This window comes from Massilia sp. 01N417 (assembly GCF_056399645.1).
This window is the reverse complement of the sequence record NZ_JBFTRS010000018.1, coordinates 87317-105223: the sequence shown is the minus strand read 5'-3', so window position 1 is coordinate 105223 and position 17907 is coordinate 87317. Positions and strand designations below refer to the sequence as shown.

Annotated in this window: 19 protein-coding genes; 15 read left to right on the top strand and 4 right to left on the bottom strand. The window is 64.9% G+C overall.

The features are described 5' to 3' along the window. Positions 1-9: 9 nt before the first annotated feature. Positions 10-519, top strand: coding sequence for an adenine phosphoribosyltransferase (locus AC1DOQ_RS18980; protein WP_477367683.1), 510 nt, complete (start codon positions 10-12; stop codon positions 517-519). A 78-nt stretch (positions 520-597) separates the two neighbouring features. Here AC1DOQ_RS18980 and AC1DOQ_RS18975 read toward each other — a convergent pair whose 3' ends face one another. Continuing rightward, a complete protein-coding gene (locus tag AC1DOQ_RS18975; protein WP_477367681.1) occupies positions 598-2013 on the bottom strand; it encodes an OmpP1/FadL family transporter in 1416 nt (471 codons plus the stop codon). Positions 2014-2227: 214 nt separating this feature from the next. Between AC1DOQ_RS18975 and AC1DOQ_RS18970 the strand changes: the two genes are divergently transcribed. Genes AC1DOQ_RS18970 through AC1DOQ_RS18955 form a run of 4 tightly spaced genes read left to right on the top strand, consistent with a single transcriptional unit; the run spans position 2228 to position 5887 of the window. Next, positions 2228-3157: a branched-chain amino acid ABC transporter permease gene (locus tag AC1DOQ_RS18970; RefSeq protein WP_477367677.1), complete on the top strand. Its 930-nt coding sequence runs from the start codon at positions 2228-2230 to the stop codon at positions 3155-3157. Positions 3158-3174: 17 nt separating this feature from the next. After that, positions 3175-4383, top strand: a complete 1209-nt coding sequence (locus AC1DOQ_RS18965) for an ABC transporter permease subunit (RefSeq protein ID WP_477367674.1) — start codon at positions 3175-3177, stop codon at positions 4381-4383. Positions 4384-4391: 8 nt separating this feature from the next. After that, positions 4392-5165 carry an ABC transporter ATP-binding protein gene (locus AC1DOQ_RS18960; RefSeq protein WP_477367807.1) on the top strand — a complete coding sequence of 258 codons (774 nt, stop codon included), beginning with the start codon at positions 4392-4394 and terminating at the stop codon, positions 5163-5165. Then, positions 5165-5887, top strand: a complete 723-nt coding sequence (locus tag AC1DOQ_RS18955; RefSeq protein WP_477367671.1) for an ABC transporter ATP-binding protein — start codon at positions 5165-5167, stop codon at positions 5885-5887. Before AC1DOQ_RS18960 ends, AC1DOQ_RS18955 begins: the two co-directional genes overlap by 1 nt. Positions 5888-6097: 210 nt before the next feature. On the opposite strand, the gene phaP is transcribed toward AC1DOQ_RS18955, so the two are convergent. Then, positions 6098-6667, bottom strand: a complete 570-nt coding sequence (gene phaP, locus AC1DOQ_RS18950; protein ID WP_477367668.1) for a TIGR01841 family phasin — start codon at positions 6665-6667, stop codon at positions 6098-6100. Between the two features lie 290 nt (positions 6668-6957). On the opposite strand from phaP, the gene AC1DOQ_RS18945 reads away from it, so the two are divergent. The 3 genes from AC1DOQ_RS18945 (at position 6958) to pbpG (ending at position 9896) form a co-directional block, all read left to right on the top strand. After that, positions 6958-7902, top strand: coding sequence for a DMT family transporter (locus AC1DOQ_RS18945; protein WP_477367665.1), 945 nt, complete (start codon positions 6958-6960; stop codon positions 7900-7902). A gap of 14 nt (positions 7903-7916) precedes the next feature. Continuing rightward, on the top strand, positions 7917-8612 hold the full coding sequence (locus AC1DOQ_RS18940; RefSeq protein WP_477367662.1) for a nitroreductase: 696 nt from the start codon (positions 7917-7919) through the stop codon (positions 8610-8612). Between the two features lie 171 nt (positions 8613-8783). Then, positions 8784-9896, top strand: coding sequence for a D-alanyl-D-alanine endopeptidase (gene pbpG / locus AC1DOQ_RS18935; protein WP_477367659.1), 1113 nt, complete (start codon positions 8784-8786; stop codon positions 9894-9896). 40 nt (positions 9897-9936) lie between these two features. Here the strand turns inward: pbpG and AC1DOQ_RS18930 are convergent, their stop codons facing one another. Next, a complete protein-coding gene (locus AC1DOQ_RS18930; protein ID WP_477367656.1) occupies positions 9937-10713 on the bottom strand; it encodes an IclR family transcriptional regulator in 777 nt (258 codons plus the stop codon). Between the two features lie 118 nt (positions 10714-10831). On the opposite strand from AC1DOQ_RS18930, the gene AC1DOQ_RS18925 reads away from it, so the two are divergent. The 7 genes from AC1DOQ_RS18925 (at position 10832) to AC1DOQ_RS18895 (ending at position 16713) form a co-directional block, all read left to right on the top strand. Continuing rightward, entirely contained in the window at positions 10832-11218 is a 387-nt protein-coding gene (locus tag AC1DOQ_RS18925; RefSeq protein WP_477367653.1) for a diacylglycerol kinase, read from the top strand. A gap of 36 nt (positions 11219-11254) precedes the next feature. Continuing rightward, positions 11255-11893, top strand: a complete 639-nt coding sequence (locus AC1DOQ_RS18920; RefSeq protein ID WP_477367650.1) for a peroxiredoxin — start codon at positions 11255-11257, stop codon at positions 11891-11893. Positions 11894-12048: 155 nt separating this feature from the next. Beyond that, positions 12049-12822, top strand: coding sequence for a sulfite exporter TauE/SafE family protein (locus AC1DOQ_RS18915; RefSeq protein WP_477367647.1), 774 nt, complete (start codon positions 12049-12051; stop codon positions 12820-12822). A 125-nt stretch (positions 12823-12947) separates the two neighbouring features. Continuing rightward, entirely contained in the window at positions 12948-13793 is an 846-nt protein-coding gene (gene cysT, locus AC1DOQ_RS18910) for a sulfate ABC transporter permease subunit CysT (RefSeq protein WP_477367644.1), read from the top strand. Beyond that, positions 13794-14714, top strand: coding sequence for a sulfate ABC transporter permease subunit CysW (gene cysW, locus AC1DOQ_RS18905; RefSeq protein WP_477367641.1), 921 nt, complete (start codon positions 13794-13796; stop codon positions 14712-14714). Next, entirely contained in the window at positions 14711-15784 is a 1074-nt protein-coding gene (locus AC1DOQ_RS18900) for a sulfate/molybdate ABC transporter ATP-binding protein (protein WP_477367638.1), read from the top strand. The genes cysW and AC1DOQ_RS18900 overlap by 4 nt, the downstream gene beginning before the upstream one ends. Continuing rightward, positions 15781-16713 carry a CysB family HTH-type transcriptional regulator gene (locus AC1DOQ_RS18895; RefSeq protein ID WP_477367635.1) on the top strand — a complete coding sequence of 311 codons (933 nt, stop codon included), beginning with the start codon at positions 15781-15783 and terminating at the stop codon, positions 16711-16713. Before AC1DOQ_RS18900 ends, AC1DOQ_RS18895 begins: the two co-directional genes overlap by 4 nt. Positions 16714-16716: 3 nt before the next feature. Here the strand turns inward: AC1DOQ_RS18895 and AC1DOQ_RS18890 are convergent, their stop codons facing one another. Then, positions 16717-17763 (bottom strand): aldo/keto reductase, encoded by a 1047-nt coding sequence (locus AC1DOQ_RS18890; protein WP_477367632.1) that lies wholly within the window; start codon positions 17761-17763, stop codon positions 16717-16719. Between the last annotated feature and the right edge of the window lie 144 nt (positions 17764-17907).

Genomic DNA, 17907 nt, shown 5'->3' with positions numbered 1-17907 from the left:
GGAAAGACGATGGCTTTCGATTCGATTCCGCTGGAGTTCTTCAAGGACTATCCTGAGCCGGGCGTCAATTTCATCGACGTCGGCTGCGTCTTCGACAATCCGGTGCACTGGCAGGTCGCCATCGACACCCTGTACGAGCGCACCGCCGAGCTGCATTTCGACTTCATCGTCGCGATGGATGCGCGCGGCTTCATGATCGCCGGCGCGCTCGCCTACAAACGCGCGATCGGCTTTGCGATGGCGCGCAAGCCCGGCAAGCTGCCGGGAGAAGCGATCAGCATCGAGTACCGGCGCGAGTACGGCAGCGCCACCATCGAGATCCAGCCGGCCCGCATCAAGGGCGAGCGCGTGCTGATCGTCGACGACGTGCTGGCCACCGGCGGCACCATCGAGGCGGCGGCCAGCCTGCTGCGCCAGATGGGCAAGGAAGTGGTGGGCGCGGCGGCGCTGTTCGACATCGCCTTCTTCCAGGACAAGCGCACCCTGACCATGCCCGTCATCACCCTGCGCGACGTCTGAACCGAACGCCTTCGCGGCACAAGTAAAAAAGCCGGCGCCCCCGCAAGGAGGCGCCGGCTTCATTCATTCAGCGGCCGCTCAGAACTTGTAGCTGTAGGCCAGGCCGATCAGCTGCATATGGGTCTTCCAGGTGCCGCGCGTGGTTTCGCCGTTGCCGGTGCAGGAGGTGGCGACCGGGTTGCAGCCATTGCTGTAGTTGCCTGGCGCATCCTTGAAGTCCAGCCAGGTGTAGGCCAGGTCGAGCGACGAGGCCGGGCCCAGCTTCCAGTTGGCGCCGAAGGACAGTTGCATCCGGTCGGCGTCGGGCAGGGCGGCGTGGCGCAGTTCGTTGCTGCGCACCGGGGCGTCGTCATGGGCGATGCCGCCGCGCAGGGTGACGTTTTCGTTCAGCTTGTAGTTGGCGCCCAGCGCCACGCGCACGGTGTTCTTCCACTGCTGGCGGATCACTTCGTCGCCTTCGCCGGTGCCGACGAATTCGATGTCGATGTTCTGCATGCGCGAGTTGCGGGTCCAGGTGACGTCGGCCATGCCGGCCCACTTGTCGTCGAACTGGTGGAAGGCGTTCAGCGACAGGGTTTCCGGGGTGCGGATCTCGACGCGGGCGGCCGAGTTGGCGCGCCGCGCGGCCGCCTGCAGCACGCCGTTGACGACCTTGTCGCCGCTCACGGTCGAGAAGTCCCACACCGCCCCGCCCTTCAGCTCATGCTTGATCGAGGAGCGGTAGGCGATGCCGAAGCGGGTGTTCTGGTCCAGCGAGAACAGGTAGCCCAGGTTGAAGCCATAGCCCCAGTCCTTGCCTTCCACGCCGGCATGGGCGTCGCCGGCCGATGCCAGCGCGGCCGGGTTGCCGCCCATCGCCGCGATCTGGCGCGCCAGCGCGGCGCCGGTGCCGGCGGCCTGGGCGGCCAGGATGGAGCCCGGCACGTCGACGGCCTGGCCCAGGCGGGCCTTCATGTATTCGATGTCGAGGCCGAAACCGAAGGCGTGCTGTTCATTGAGCTTGAACGCGACCGACGGGTTCAGGTTCACGGATTCCAGCTTGATGTTGGTGAGCGAATAGCGGCCCGCCCAGTTGCTGTCGTAGTCCAGCTTGGTGCCGTAGGGAACGAAGACGCCCAGGCCGGCGCTCCACTGGTTGTCGATCTTCTGGCTGTAGTACAGCGAGGGGCCGGCGACCACGCTCGGCACGTAGTCGTCCTGCGACGCCTGGCCGCCGGTGGGCGTGCGGGTGAAGCGGGTCGAGCCGGCATCCAGGTAGCTCGAGTGCGGCACGACGGCGGTCACGCCGCCCATGATCTGCCTGCCTTCCAGGCGCGACAGGCCGGCCGGGTTGGCGAAGATGGTGGAGGCGTCGGCGGCTTCGGCGCCGTTGGCTTCCGCGGTGCCCTGGGAGGACACGTTCTGGGAGCCGAAGCGGTAGCCGGAAGCGGCGGCGGTTGCGGATGCGCCGGCCAGGGCCACGGCGACCATCAGGGTCAGGTATTTTTGTTTCAAGTAAGTCTCGCTGATTGTTGTATTGAGTGTGCGGCCCCGGGATCGGTATGCAATATGCATGAGGTCGCGAGGCGCGGAGCATACTACAGACGGCAAATTTGTGACGGCGGCATGGCATTTTTTTCATGCGTGGGTCATGGATGTAATATGATGATGTCGCTCGGAAATGTGGTCTGCCGCCGCGCGGCGCAACAAGAGAAAGAGAAAACCCACGATGGAAACTTTTATCCAGCAAATCCTGAACGGACTGGTGCTGGGCAGCATGTATGCGCTGATCGCGCTCGGCTACACCATGGTGTACGGCGTGCTGAACCTGATTAACTTTGCCCACGGCGACGTGCTGATGATCGGTGCCATGGTCGGCCTGAGCATCCTGAAATTCCTCGATGCCAGCTTCCCCGGCATGGCCGGCGGGCTGCAGCTGGCGATCGCCATCATCGGCGCGATCCCGGTGGCGATGCTGGTCAACGTGCTGATCGAACGCATCGCCTACCGCCGCCTGCGCAATGCGCCGCGCCTGGCGCCCCTGATTACCGCGATCGGCGTCTCGATCCTGCTGCAGACCATCGCGATGATGATCTGGGGCCGCAGCCCGCTGCCTTTCCCCCAGCTGCTGTCGTCGGAGCCGATCATGGTCGGCGGCGCCGTGATCTCGCAGACCCAGGTGCTGCTGCTGGTGCTGGCCGCTTGCGCCATGATGGGCCTGGTGTTCCTGGTCGAGAAGACCAAGATGGGCCGCGCGATGCGCGCCGTCGCCGAGAACCCGCGCGTGGCCGGCCTGATGGGCGTGGATTCGAACCGCGTGGTGGTGACCACCTTCGCCATCGGCGCCGCCCTGGCCGCGGTCGCTGGCGTGATGTGGGGCGCCAACTATGCGTCGATCCAGTTCGCGATGGGCACGGTGCCGGGCATGAAGGCCTTCTCGGCCGCGGTGCTGGGCGGCATCGGCAATATTTATGGCGCGATGATCGGCGGGATCGTCCTTGGCATCATCGAGAGCCTGGGCGCCGGCTACATCGGCGACCTGACCGGCGGCTTCCTCGGCAGTAACTACCAGGACATCTTCGCCTTCATCGTGCTGATCCTGGTGCTGACCGTACGCCCGTCCGGCATCATGGGCGAACGCGTGGCCGACCGCGCCTGAGGAAAGGAAACGACAACATGGCTCTCCTGACCTTCGACACCGCCAACAAGCCGCGCCAGGCCTATGCCAGCATGGCCATCCTGCTGGCGGTGATGCTCGTCTTCCCCTTCGTCGCCAGCCAGTTCGGCAACTCCTGGGTGCGCATCCTCGACATGGCCCTGCTGTACATCATGCTGGCGCTGGGCCTGAACATCGTGGTCGGCTTCGCCGGCCTGCTCGACCTCGGCTACATCGCCTTCTTCGCGGTGGGCGCCTACCTGACCGGCCTGATGGCTTCGCCGCAGTTCGCCGCGCTGCTGGAATCGGTGGTGAATTATTCGCCGGCGCTGGGCGATTCGCTGACGGCGATGTTCGGCGAGAGCATCCGCACGGAGGGCATCCACCTGTCGGTGTGGGCGATCGTGCCGCTGGCGGCGCTCGTGGCGGGCCTGTTCGGCGCGCTGCTCGGCGCCCCGACCCTGAAGCTGCGCGGCGACTATCTCGCCATCGTGACTCTCGGCTTCGGCGAGATCATCCGGATCTTCATGAACAACCTGAACGATCCGATCAATTTCACCAACGGCCCGCAGGGCATCAACCTGATCGATCCGATCCGCATCTTCGGCGTGTCGCTGGCGGGGGAGGCGGGTTCGCGCGCCACCGTGTACTTCGGCAGCTTCGGCATGCCATCGGTGAACGCCTACTATTTCCTGTTCCTGCTGCTGTGCATCGTCACCATCTTCATGACCAGCCGCCTGCAGCATTCGCGCCTGGGCCGCGCCTGGGTGGCGATCCGCGAGGACGAGATCGCCGCCAAGGCGATGGGCATCAACACCCGTAACGTCAAGCTGCTGGCGTTCTCGATGGGCGCCTCCTTCGGCGGCGTGGCCGGTGCCATGTTCGCCGCCTTCCAGGGTTTCATTTCGCCGGAATCCTTCTCCTTCACGGAATCGATCGCCGTGCTGGCGATGGTGGTGCTGGGCGGTATCGGCCACATCCCCGGCGTGGTGATGGGCGGCGTGCTGCTGGCGGCGTTGCCGGAAGTGCTGCGCCACGTGGTCGAGCCGGCCCAGCGCACCCTGTTCGGCAAGGTGCTGATTGAGGCGGAAGTGCTGCGCCAGCTGCTGTACGGCCTGGCGATGGTCGTCATCATGCTCTACCGTCCGGCCGGACTGTGGCCGTCGCCGCGCAAGGAAGACCGCCCGGCCGCGGCGCTCGCGAAAGAACACGCGGAGGAGGCGGCATGAGCGCGACCATGACGACTGCACTACTGAATATTTCCGGCGTCAACAAGCGCTTCGGCGGCCTGCAGGCCCTGACCGACGTCGGCATCCGCATCGAGCAGGGCCAGATCTATGGCCTGATCGGTCCGAACGGCGCCGGCAAGACCACTTTCTTCAACGTGATCACCGGCCTTTACCAGCCGGACACCGGCAGCTTCGAACTGGGCGGCAAGCCCTACTCGCCGTCGGCGCCGCACGAGGTGGCGAAGGCCGGCATCGCCCGCACCTTCCAGAACATCCGCCTGTTCGGCGAGATGACGGCGCTGGAGAACGTGATGGTCGGGCGCCACGTGCGCACCCGCCAGGGCGTGATCGGCGCGATCCTGCGCCACAAGGCGGCGCGTGCGGAGGAAGCGGCGATCCGCGCCAAGGCCCGGGAATTGCTGGACTTCGTCGGCATCGGCCAGTTCGCGGACCGCACCGCGCGCTATCTTTCCTACGGCGACCAGCGCCGCCTCGAGATCGCCCGCGCGCTGGCGACCGAACCGCGCCTGCTGGCGCTGGACGAACCGGCCGCCGGCATGAACGCGACCGAGAAGCTGGCGCTGCGCGAGCTGCTGGTGAAGATCCAGGCCGCCGGCGTCACCATCCTGCTGATCGAGCACGACGTCAAGCTCATGATGGGCCTGTGCGACCGCATCTCGGTGCTGGAATACGGCAAGCTGATCGCGGAAGGCGTGCCGGCCGAGATCCAGAAGAACAAGGCGGTGATCGAGGCTTACCTCGGCACCGGGAGTAGTCATTAATGAGTGAGAATATCCTTAAAATTGCCGGCCTCAAGGTCGCCTACGGCGGCATCAAGGCCGTCAAGGGCATCGACCTCGAGGTCAACCGCGGCGAGCTGGTGACCCTGATCGGCGCCAATGGCGCGGGCAAGACCACCACCCTGAAAGCCATCACCGGCACCCTGCCGGCCTGCAAGGTCGAAGGCAGCGTGTCCTACCTCGGCCAGCCTCTCGGCAGCGCCAAGTCCTTCAAGCTGGTGCGGAACAAGCTGGCGATGGTGCCGGAAGGGCGGGGCGTGTTCACCCGCATGAGCATCCACGAAAACCTGCTGATGGGCGCCTACACGCGCAACGACAAGGCCGGGATCGAGGCCGACATCGACAAGTGGTACGCGGTATTCCCGCGCCTGAAGGAGCGCGCGAACCAGCTGGCCGGCACCCTCTCCGGCGGCGAGCAGCAGATGCTGGCGATGGCGCGCGCCCTGATGTGCCACCCGACCCTGCTGCTGCTGGACGAGCCCTCGATGGGCCTGTCGCCGATCATGGTCGAGAAGATCTTCGAGGTGATCCGCGATGTGTCTTCCCAGGGCATTACCGTCCTGCTGGTGGAGCAGAACGCGCGCCTGGCGCTGCAGGCCGCTACCCGCGCTTATGTGATGGAGTCGGGGGCGATTACGATGACGGGGAATGCGGCGGATATGTTGAATGATCCGCGGGTGCAGGCGGCTTACCTGGGCGAATAATCCGGCGCTCCGTCATTCCCGCGCAGGCGGGAATCCAAGTTTGTGTGAATATCGCGAACGCTAACGGTTGGCCACGAACTTGGATTCCCGCCTTCGCGAGAACGACGAATGATGAGCTCGCGGGGACGACGTGTTGAAGCCAGCCATAAAACAACGGCCCGGACCGCTCACGCAGTCCGGGCCGTTCTTTTGCCAAACGGCAAAAATTAATCAGGCAGCGTTGGCAGCGCCGTTGGCGGCCTTGCCGGCGGCAGCAGTGAACTGCGACACGGCGGCGTTCAGGTTCGACTCGATCGCTTCAGCGGCCTGCTTGGTGGTCTTGGTGAACTGCTCGTAGCCGGCGTTGGCGTTGCTGATGGCGGTTTTCAGCGCCGACACATAGGTCTCGGAACCGGCCGGGGCGTTCTTGGTCACTTCGTCGACCAGCGAGATCACCTTGCGGTTGACTTCGGCGAACTGGCTTTCGGCGGCGCGCGAGAACTCGGCGCCGGTGTCGGCGGCGATGGCGGCAACCTGGCGGCTGTACGACAGGGCTTTTTCAGCGTTCGGCTGGGCCTGGGAGGCGGTCAGCGAGAAGAATTCCTGCGGATCCTTGGCGGCCAGCAGCTGGCGGGCGGTTGCCGACGAGTTTTCCAGCGCGGACTTGGCGGTGTTGATGTTCAGGTCCACCAGCTTTTCCATGCCTTCGAAAGTCTTGGAGGTCAGGGCCGACAGCAGGGCGAATTGGGAATCCAGATTAGCTTTGGTCGCGTTCGAAAACTGCTCGGGGAATGCAAACATGTAGTTCTCCAGTATTGGACAAATAATGAACTTGGTTGGACCCGGATGTTGCTCGGATGCGTGATGGCAGCGTTCTGAAACTCTTTTGTGCGCCGCAACATAATCAGATTCTACCGGGTTCCGATTATGCGTCAAGCACTTTTGATGCGGCGCACAATACAAATCACTTGTTTTGAGTTATATCAACGCGTGCAATCGTTTGCGTGGCAATTCGTTTGTACGGATACAACAAACGGGCTGGCAAGGGGCGGCCGGCGGACACCCGGACAGCATGCTAGACTGGCAATCCGATGACCCCCGACACCTCTTCCGATACCGCCGCCACGCCGCCCGTCCAGCCTTCAACGGTCCCGTCCGCTTCGCCGGCGCACGCCGCCTGGCTGTCGCCGGTGCCGCTGTTCTTCGTCGTCCTCTGGAGCACCGGTTTCATCGCCGCCAAGTACGGCCTGCCGTATGCGCCGCCGCTGACTTTCCTGATCGTACGCTGCGTGGGCGCGATCCTGGTCCTGCTGCCGCTGGTGCTGCTGAGCAGGGCGCCGTGGCCGCGCGGACGCATCCTGCACGTGGCCGTCGCCGGGCTGCTGCTGCAGGCCGGCTACCTGGGCGGGGTCTGGAGCGCGATCAAGATCGGCATGCCGGCCGGGCTGTCGGCCCTGATCGTCGGCCTGCAACCCATCCTGACCGCCTTCGCCGCGCCCCTGGTCGGCGAACGGGTCAGCGCGCGCCAGTGGCTGGGCCTGCTGCTCGGCCTGGGCGGCGTGGCCCTGGTCGTCTACGCCAAGATCAGCCTGAACGGCCTGGCGCCCGCCGCCATCGGCTTGTGCGTGCTGGCGCTGCTGTCGATCACCTGCGGCACCCTGTACCAGAAGCGCTTCTGCCCGCAGTTCGACCTGCGCACCGGCACCCTGATCCAGTTCACGGCCAGCGCCCTGTTGCTGCTGCCGCCCGCGCTGGCGCTGGAAGGTTTCGGCCCCACGCTCGGCAATGTGGACTGGACCCCGCAGTTCCTCGGCGCGCTGCTGTGGTCGATCTTCGCGTTGTCGATCGGCGCCATCTTCCTCTTGTTCCGCCTCATCAGCCGCAACGACGCCACCAAGGTCACCAGCCTGCTCTACCTGACCCCGCCGACCACGGCCGTGATGGCCTGGCTGATGTTCGGCGAAGCGCTGAGCCCGCTCGGACTGGTGGGCATGGCGGTCGCGGTGATGGGCGTGGCCTTCGTCGTCAAAAAATAATCCAAGGAGATTCCATGATCACCAGCCCACAGCAGCAGGCCGTCGACGCGGCCATCACCTCGCGCCGCTCGATCCGCGCCTACCTGGACACCCCGGTCGCGCGCGAAGACGTCGAGGCCATCCTCGAGGTCGCGTCGCGCGCACCGTCCGGCACCAATACCCAGCCGTGGAAAGTCTACGTGCTGACCGGCGAAGCCAAGGAGCGCCTGGGCAAGGCGATCCTGGAAGCCTACCGCGACCCGCAGCAGGTGAAGGAACACACCGAGGAATACGCCTACTATCCGCGCGAATGGGTCTCGCCCTTCATCGACCGGCGCCGCAAGGTCGGCTGGGACCTGTATGCCCTGCTGGGCCTGACGCGCGAGAACAAGGCCGGGATGGCGGCCCAGCATGGCCGCAACTACCGCTTCTTCGACGCGCCGGTCGGCCTGCTGTTCACCATCGACCGCGTGATGGAGCAGGGCTCCTGGCTCGACTATGGCATGTTCCTGCAGAACATCATGGTGGCGGCGCGCGGACGCGGCCTCGATACCTGCCCGCAGGCGGCGTTTACCCAGTTCCATCGGATCGTCGCCGGGCAACTGGGCTTGCCGGAGAATGAGATGCTGGTCTGCGGCATGGCGCTCGGCTTCGCCGATCCCGCCAGGATCGAGAACAGCCTGGTAACGGAACGCGAACCGGTGTCCAGCTTCGTGCGCTTCATCGACTAGCTTGTTCGCTATACTGGGACGCCAAGCTGTTGAATTATCAAGAGATTTCTGCAACGTGAGAAACATTGCGTTGTAGCAAAATGAGAGCGCAGGTGTTACATTCCTTGCGCTTAACTCGTGTTTCGCTACACTGCATTGTGTGCTCTTCAGTTCGCGTTCAAGGATTTTCAGATGCTCAAGCTCGCGCTGGCTGCCGCCATTTCGTTGATGTTCCTGCTTGAACCCTCCCAGGCCATGGCCAGGACCAAGCACCAGGGACACACGGCAAGCGCCAAGCGGGTGAAACACCCGCCCAAGCGCACCGACCTCGCCAAGTCCATCGCCGCCGAGAACCGCGAGCAGATGGTGCGCCGGATCGAGATGGTGCACGGCAAGCGCAGGGTGGTCTACCAGCGCGTGCGCCGCGCCGCGCCGGCGATCGCCTTCCTCAGCGCCGGCGACCTGGCCGGCCTGGCCAAGACCCACGATCCGCTCGACCTGCGCTCCTCGGTCGCCTATGTGATGGACCAGGCCAGCTCGGAAGTGCTGTTCGAAAAGAATTCCACCGTCGCCCTGCCGATCGCCTCGATCACCAAGCTGATGACCGGCCTGCTGGTGGTTCAGGCCCAGCAAAACCTGGACGAGGTGCTGACCATCACCGACGCCGACGTCGACAAGCACAAGTTCACCAGCTCGCGCCTGCCCGTCGGCACCCGCATGACGCGCGGCAACCTGCTGCACATCGCCCTGATGAGCTCGGAAAACCGCGCCGCCGCCGCACTCGGCCGCAACTATCCGGGCGGTATCGATGCCTTCGTCCAGGCGATGAATGCCAAGGCGAAAGAACTCGGCATGAACGACACGCATTATGTGGATTCGAGCGGCCTGTCGAGCCAGAACGTGTCGAGCGCGCGCGACCTGGCCAAGCTGGTCATGACGGCCCACCAGGAACCGCTGCTGCGCCAGTACACGACGGATCCGAACTACGTGGTCGAAGCCAGCGGCCGCCGCATGCAGTACCACAACACCAACCACCTGGTGGCCATGCCGGACTGGAACATCGGCCTGCAGAAGACCGGTTTCATCAACGAAGCGGGGCGCTGCCTGGTGATGCAGGCCATGATCCAGGGCCGCAACGTGATCATGGTGTTCCTGGATTCGAAAGGGAAGCAGTCGCGGACCGCGGACGCGGGACGGATGCGCAAATGGCTGGAGGCATTGAAGCCGGCGGCGATTCCGGCGTCGGCTGCGGCCGGCGTGCCGGTGACGGTGTCGGCGGTGGTGCCGGGGACGACTGCGCAGTAATTTTGACCGCTAACGTGTAAACGTCGCGCGGACGACGGCGTTATGAAACCCGATGCCCCAGCGTCGCCGAAATCTGCGCCGCCGTGTTCACCAGGTCTTCCAGCCACTCGTCCTGCAGCCGGTCCGCCGGCGCCGAGATCGACAAGCCCGCCACCAGCTTGCCGCTGTCGTCATGGATGCCGGCTGCCATGCAGCGCACGCCCAGTTCCAGTTCCTCGTTGTCGCGCGCATAGCCGCGCGAGCGCACCAGCGCCAGTTCGCGTTCCAGGCGGCCGAGGTCGGTGATCGAATTCTTGTTGTGGCCGGCGAGGCCGGTGCGGGTCGCGTAGGCGCGGATCGCCTTCGGTTCGTCGATCGACAGGAACAGCTTGCCGGTCGAGGTCAGGTGCAGCGGGCCGCGGCCACCGATCGCGCGCACCACCTGCATGCCGGAGCGCTCGGAGAAGGCGCGGTCGATGTAGACGATCTCGTCGCCCTGGCGCACCGACAGGTTGACCGTCTGGCGGGTCTTGTTGTGCAGGGCGCGCATCAGATCGACCGCCGCTTCGCGCACCGACAGCCGGCTCTTCACCACATTGCCCAGTTCCAGCAGGCGCATGCCGAGGCGGTAAGTGCCGGGTTCGACGCGGTCGACGAAGCGCGTCACCACCATGTCGTTGAGGATGCGGTGCGCGGTCGAGGGGTGCAGACCGGATACCTTCGACAATTCCTTCAGGCTCACGGGGTCCGTATAGCTGGCCAGGACGTCGAGCAGGGCGACCATGCGTTCGATCACCTGGATGGAAGTTTTCGCCGGTTCGAGAGTTTCCATTTTCATGTTGAGCTTGCTGCGGTGCGGTATATTTCTCTACTTTATACCATAATGTGAAAATTGTGTTTAACGCGTTGTTTCGGAGTGGGGCATAATGCCAATCCTGCAAGCAAACACGACACCCATGGATCAACCAAGCAGCGAGTTCAAGAGCAAGGGCGGACTGGTGCGCATCGCCGGTGCTTTCCGTTATTCGATCGAAGGCTTCAAGACGGCCTGGCGGCACGAGCATGCCTTCCGCCAGGAACTGATGGTGGCGGTGCCGGCGGCGATCGTCGCGCTGTTGCTGCCGGTGTCCGCCTTCCAGAAGCTGGCCCTGATCGCGGTGCTCGGACTGGTGCTGCTGGTGGAGCTGATCAACGCCGCCATCGAGGCGGTGGTCGACCGTGTGTCGCTGGAGCGCCATCCGCTGTCCAAGGCCGCCAAGGACCTGGGCAGCGCGGCGGTGGCACTGGCGATCACGATGGCTGCCGCGACCTGGGCCGTGGTCTTGTACAACCGCTTTTTCTGACCGCAGTTTCAGTCCCTTAACCTGAAGGAGATCAGCATGACTTTACGCCTGGGCGACACCGCTCCCGATTTCGAGCAGGACTCCACCATTGGCCGCATCCGCTTCCACGACTGGGCGGGCGATTCCTGGGTGGTACTGTTCTCGCATCCGGCCGACTTCACGCCGGTGTGCACGACCGAACTGGGCCTGACCGCAAAACTCAAGCCGGAATTCGACAAGCGCAACGTCAAGGCCATCGCCCTGTCGGTCGACCCCGCCGAGCAGCACAAGGCCTGGATCAAGGATATCGAGGAAACCCAGCAGACCGTGGTCGGCTTCCCGATCATCGCCGATGCGGACAAATCGGTCTCGCAGTTGTACGACATGATCCACCCGAACCAGTCGGCCACCGCCACCGTGCGCTCGCTGTTCGTGATCGACCCAGCCAAGAAAGTTCGCCTGATCATCACCTACCCGATGAGCACCGGCCGCAACTTCGACGAAGTCCTACGCGTGATCGACGCCCTGCAACTGACCGACGGCTACACCGTCGCGACCCCGGGCAACTGGAAGGACGGCGACGACGTCATCATCCCGCTGACCGTCCAGGATCCGGAACAGCTCAAGCAGAAATACCCGAAAGGCTATTCGGCGCCGCGTCCTTACCTGCGCCTGACGCCGCAGCCGAACAAGTAATGCTGCCCGTGGGCTCGGTGAGCCCACCCTACGATCGCCCGCAGTAGGGTGGGCACCCCGTGCCCACGAGCAAGGCTCGCATAAGCAAATAAGGAAGCTGTTGTTTGCTTTACGGTTGAGGCACCTTACCCTTGGAGCCAATCTGGGGGTAAAGCATGTCCTTAACGTATATCCTGTCGGGGTTCGCCGTCGGTTTGCTGGTCGGAATGACCGGCGTCGGCGGCGGCTCGCTGATGACGCCGCTGCTGACGCTGCTGTTCGGCGTCACGCCGTCGGTGGCCGTCGGCACCGACCTCGCCTTCGCCTCGCTCACCAAGAGCGCCGGCACCATCACCCACCGCAAGCGCGGTAACGTCCAGTGGCACATCGTCGGCCGCCTGTGCATGGGCGCGCTGCCCGCCGCACTGCTGGCCACCCTGGCCCTGCAATATCTCGGTCCCCTGAACGCCGCCATCGGCCAGGTGATCCGCTATTCGATCGCCGTCTCCGTGCTGCTGACCGTGGTGGCGATCCTGTTCCGCACCCGCATGCTGGCCTGGGTCCACGCCAAGCCCGGGCGCCAGCTGCACGGCAGGAGCCTGGCGGCCGCCACCATCGCCGCCGGCGCCATCCTCGGCACCCTGGTCACCGTGTCCTCGATCGGGGCGGGCGCGATCGGCGCCACCCTGCTGGTGATGCTGTATCCGAAGCTGAGCCCGGCGGAAGTGGCGGGCACCGACATCGCCTATGCCGTGCCGCTGACCGCGATCGCCGCCTTCGGCCACTGGTGGCTGGGTTCGATCAACTGGATGCTGCTGGTGACCCTGCTGGTCGGCTCGGTGCCGGGCATCACCCTCGGTTCCTGGGCCGCGAAGGCGGTGCCGGAAGGCTTCCTGCGCGTCTTGCTGGCGATGACCCTGGCCGGGGTGGCGCTGAAGCTGATCTACTAATGATCTACTGAAGCCGCGGCCTCATACCGAAATCTTCTATACAAATAGAAAATGCTTCGTTTGTAATATGTAATTCGCGTGCAATTATGGCGCCCTATTAGAAGAAATTGTAATAAGGCCCTTCCATGAATACGCTAGTGACCAGCCGCAGCAGCGCCAACCGGGTGATTCCCGGCTTCGGGCTGTCGCTCGGCTTCACGATCTTCTACCTGGCGCTGATCGTGCTGATCCCGCTGTCGGCGATCTTCCTGAAAACCTTCACCATGAGCTGGGACGCGTTCTGGAACGCCGTCACCTCGGAACGGGTGATGGCTTCCTACCGCCTCAGCTTCGGCGCGGCCCTGATCGGCGCCGCCATCAACGTCGTGTTCGGCGGCATCGTCGCCTGGGTGCTGGTGCGCTACCAGTTCCCCGGCAAGCGCTTCATCGACGCCCTGGTCGACCTGCCGTTCGCGCTGCCGACCGCGGTGGCCGGCATCACCCTGACCGCCCTGTACTCGAGCAACGGCTGGATCGGCAAATACCTGGAACCGCTCGGCATCAAGGTCGCCTTCACCCCGCTGGGCGTGGTGGTGGCGCTGACCTTCATCGGGCTGCCCTTCGTGGTGCGCACCGTGCAGCCGGTGCTGGAAGACGCCGAGCGCGAGCTGGAAGAGGCCGCCGCCAGCCTGGGCGCCAGCCCCTGGCAGACCTTCACCCGCGTGATCCTGCCGGGCATCGTGCCGGCACTGCTGACCGGCTTCGCGCTGGCCTTCGCACGCGCCACCGGCGAGTACGGCTCGGTCGTCTTCATCGCCGGCAACATGCCGATGGTCTCGGAGATCACGCCGCTGTTCATCATCACCAAGCTGGAGCAGTACGACTACACGGGCGCCACCGCGATCGCCGTGGTCATGCTGGTCGCTTCCTTCCTCCTCCTGCTGGCCATCAACCTGCTGCAGGCCTGGACACGCAAACGGGCGGGCAAGTAAATGAGCGCAGTCCTCGACGACATCAAACCGGCCGACACGGCCGTCGCACAGGCGCCACGCAAGGCCACCAATACCCTCGAACCGGGCTGGGTGCGCTACGCCTTGATCACGGTGGCGCTGCTGTTCCTGACCCTGTTCCTGTTCGTGCCGCTGGTGGCCGTGTTCGCCGAAGCGCTGAAGAACGGCTGGTCCACCTACAAGGAAGCGATCCTCGATCCGGACGCGCTGGCGGCCATCAAGCTGACCCTGATCGCGGCCGTCATTTCGGTGCCGCTGAACCTGGTGTTCGGCGTCGCCGCCGCCTGGGCGATCGCCAAGTTCGACTTCCGCGGCAAGAGCATCCTGCTGACCTTGATCGACCTGCCGTTCTCGGTGTCGCCCGTGATCGCCGGCCTGATCTACGTGCTGATGTTCGGCTCCCAGGGCTGGTTCGGCCCCTGGCTGATGGACCACGACATCAAGATCCTGTTCGCGGTGCCGGGCATCGTGCTGGCGACCGTCTTCATTACCTTCCCCTTCGTGGCGCGCGAGCTGATCCCGCTGATGCAGGCCCAGGGCAGCGAGGAAGAGGAAGCCGCGCTGGTGCTGGGCGCATCCGGCTGGGCGACCTTCTTGCGCGTGACCCTCCCCAACATCAAGTGGGGCCTGCTGTACGGCGTGATCTTGTGTAATGCCCGCGCGATGGGCGAGTTCGGCGCCGTGTCCGTGGTGTCGGGCCACATCCGCGGCGAGACCAACACCATGCCGCTGCAGGTCGAGATCCTCTACAACGAATACAACTTCACGGCGGCGTTCGCGATCGCCTCGCTGCTGGCCCTGCTGGCCCTGGTCACGCTGGCGGTGAAATCCTTTATCGAATGGCGGTTGCACCAGGCGAAGAAGACCGCAATTCGAGCCAACACGACGGAGCACGGAGCATGACGATCGAAGTCCAACACATCCGCAAGCAGTTCGGCCAGTTCACGGCCCTGGATGACGTCTCGCTGCAGTTCGCGGACGGCGAGCTGACCGCGCTGCTCGGGCCTTCCGGCTGCGGCAAGACCACGCTGTTGCGCATCATCGCCGGCCTCGAGTTTCCGGACGCCGGCCGCGTGCTGCTGGACGGCGCCGATGCCTCCGCCAGCGACGTGCGCGAGCGCCAGGTCGGCTTCGTGTTCCAGCACTATGCGCTGTTCAAGCACATGACGGTGTTCGAGAACGTCGCGTTCGGCCTGCGGGTCAAGCCGCGCAAGGAACGTCCGTCCGAGGACCAGATCCGCGAGAAAGTGAAAAAGCTGCTCGAACTGGTGCAGCTCGACTGGATCGCCGACCGCTATCCGCCCCAGCTGTCCGGCGGCCAGCGCCAGCGCATCGCCCTGGCCCGCGCCCTTGCCGTGGAGCCGCGCGTGCTGCTGCTCGATGAACCCTTCGGCGCACTCGACGCCAAGGTGCGCAAGGAACTGCGCCGCTGGCTGCGCCAGCTGCACGACGAGCTGCACGTGACCTCGATCTTCGTCACCCACGACCAGGAGGAAGCGCTGGAAGTGGCCGACCAGGTGGTCCTGATGAACAAGGGCCGCGTCGAGCAGCTCGGCACACCGGACGCCGTCTACAACCAGCCGGCGTCGCCTTTCGTCTATGGCTTCCTGGGCAACGTCAACCTCTTCCACGGCCGCGTCAACGACGGCGTGCTGGCCAGCGGCGATGCGAAATTCCATGCGCCCCAGTATGCCGGCGTGCAGAACGGCGAGGGCATCGCCTATGTGCGTCCGCACGACCTCGAGGTCGAACGCTTCGTGCCGGGCGGCGAGGGCGTGCCGGTCAAGCTGCGCCGCGCGCATGCGATCGGCCCGCTGGCCCAGCTCGACCTGGAGCGCGCCGACAATGCGCAATTGATCGAAGCGGTGATACCGAATGAGCAGTTCCGCGCGCTCAATCTGCGCGACGGCGAGACCCTGCTGGTGAAGCCGCGCCGCATGCACGTTTTCGTTGATCAGGGTGAGGGAATATGAACTTTCAGCAGCTGCGTTCGGTGCGCGAGGCGGCGCGCCGCAATTTCAACCTGACCGATGTGGCGAATGCCCTGTTCACCTCGCAGCCCGGGGTGTCGCGCCAGATCCGCGAGCTCGAGGATGAGCTGGGCGTGGTCATCTTCGAGCGCAACGGCAAGCGCCTGACCGGCATGACGGATCCCGGCAAGGGCATCCTCAAGATCATCGAGCGCCTGCTGGTCGAGGCCGAGAACCTGCAGCAGGCCAGCAGCGAGTACGCGGCCCAGGACAGCGGCACCCTCACCGTCGCCGTCACCCACACCCAGGCCCGCTATGCGCTGCCGCAGGTGGTGCAGGCCTTCCGCACCAGCTTCCCCGGCGTGCGCATCGCCCTGCAGCAGAGCGCGCCGGACCATATCGCCGAATGGGTGCTCTCGGGCCGCGCCGACATCGGCATCGCCACCGAGGGCCTGTCGACCTTCCCAGACCTGGTCTCCTTCCCCTGCTACCGCTGGAGCCACCTGGTGGTGGTACCCGACGGCCACCCGCTGCTGAGCCGCAGTCCGATCAAGCTGGCCGACCTGGCCGAGTTCCCGCTGATTACCTACGACGTCGGCTTCACCGGCCGCGGCCACATCGACGCCGCCTTCGCGGCCGCCGGCGTGAGTCCGGACATCGTCCTCACCGCCATGGATTCGGACGTGATCAAGCAGTACGTGTCGCTGGGGATGGGGGTCGGTATCGTCGCCTCGATGGCCTTCGACCACGGACGTGACCGTGGGCTGCGGGCGATCGAGTCCTCGCACCTGTTTGCGCCGAATGTGACCCGGCTGGCGGTGCGGAAGGGGGCTTACCTGCGGGCGTATGCGTATGACTTCATCGAGCGGTTTGCCCAGGGGTTTACGCGGGCGGATATCGAGCGGGCGCTGCATCCGGTGGTGGCGGATTAGCTCTTACTGGCCCGGGTTGGTATAGCGGGAGTGGATCTCATCAATCGCCTTCATCACCTCGACCGGTAAGACGGTACTCTCCGCATCGATGTTCTCCTTCAGTTGCGCCAGCGTGGTCGCCCCGATGATGGTCGAGCCCACGAACCAGCGCGAATAGCACCACGCCAGCGACATCTGCGCAGGGCTCAATCCGTTGGCACGCGCCAGCGCCGCATACTCCTTCACCGCCGCGAACACGGCCGGACGCAGGTAGCGCGGGCTCCAGGTCGGCGGGTAGATCGTGAGGCGGCCTTGTGCCTGTGGGTTGTCGACGTACTTGGCGCTCAACTGGCCGAAGGCGAGGGGGCTGTAGGCCAGCAGGCTCACCTCTTCGCGGTAGCAGACTTCGTCCAGCAGCGTGGTCTCGAAAGCGCGCGCGGTCAGGTTGTACAGGTTCTGGATGGTGGCGATGCGCGGCAGGCCCTTCATCTCGGCCTGCTTGATGTACTCGCACACGCCCCACGGGCTCTCGTTCGACACGCCGATGTGGCGGATCTTGCCTTCCTTGATGAGTTCGCCCAGCACGGCCAGCGTATCTTCGATCGGCACGCTGGTGCGCTCCTTCTTCGGCTCGAACTGGTTGGCGCCGAAGATCGGCACGTTGCGGCTCGGCCAGTGCAGCTGGTAGAGATCGATGTAGTCGGTCTGCAGGCGCTTCAGGCTCTCGTCGACGGCGGCGCGGATGTTCTTCGCATCCAGGTTGTGGCGGCCACCGCGGATCCAGGTCTGGTTCGCGTTCGGGCCGGCGGCCTTGGTGGCCAGCACCACCTGGCCGCGCTTGCCGGATTTCCTGAGCCAGCTGCCGATGAAGCGTTCGGTCGCGCCCTGGGTGCCTGCGCTGGGCGGTACCGGGTACATCTCGGCGGTGTCGATGAAGTTGATCCCGCGTTCGAGTGCGTAGTCGAGCTGGCTGTGGGCGTCGGCTTCGGTGTTCTGTTCGCCGAAGGTCATGGTGCCGAGGCAGACGCGGGAGACGGTGAGGTCGGTGCGGCCGAGTTTGTTCGTCTTCATGAAAGTGTCCTGTTGGTTAGCTTGCCGTCGTTCCCGCGCAGGCGGGAACCCAAGTTCCTTTGGTTCACCACAAACTTGGATCCCCGCCTGCGCGGGGACGACGGAGGTGGCGCGGGGACGACGGAGGTGGCGCGGGGATGACGG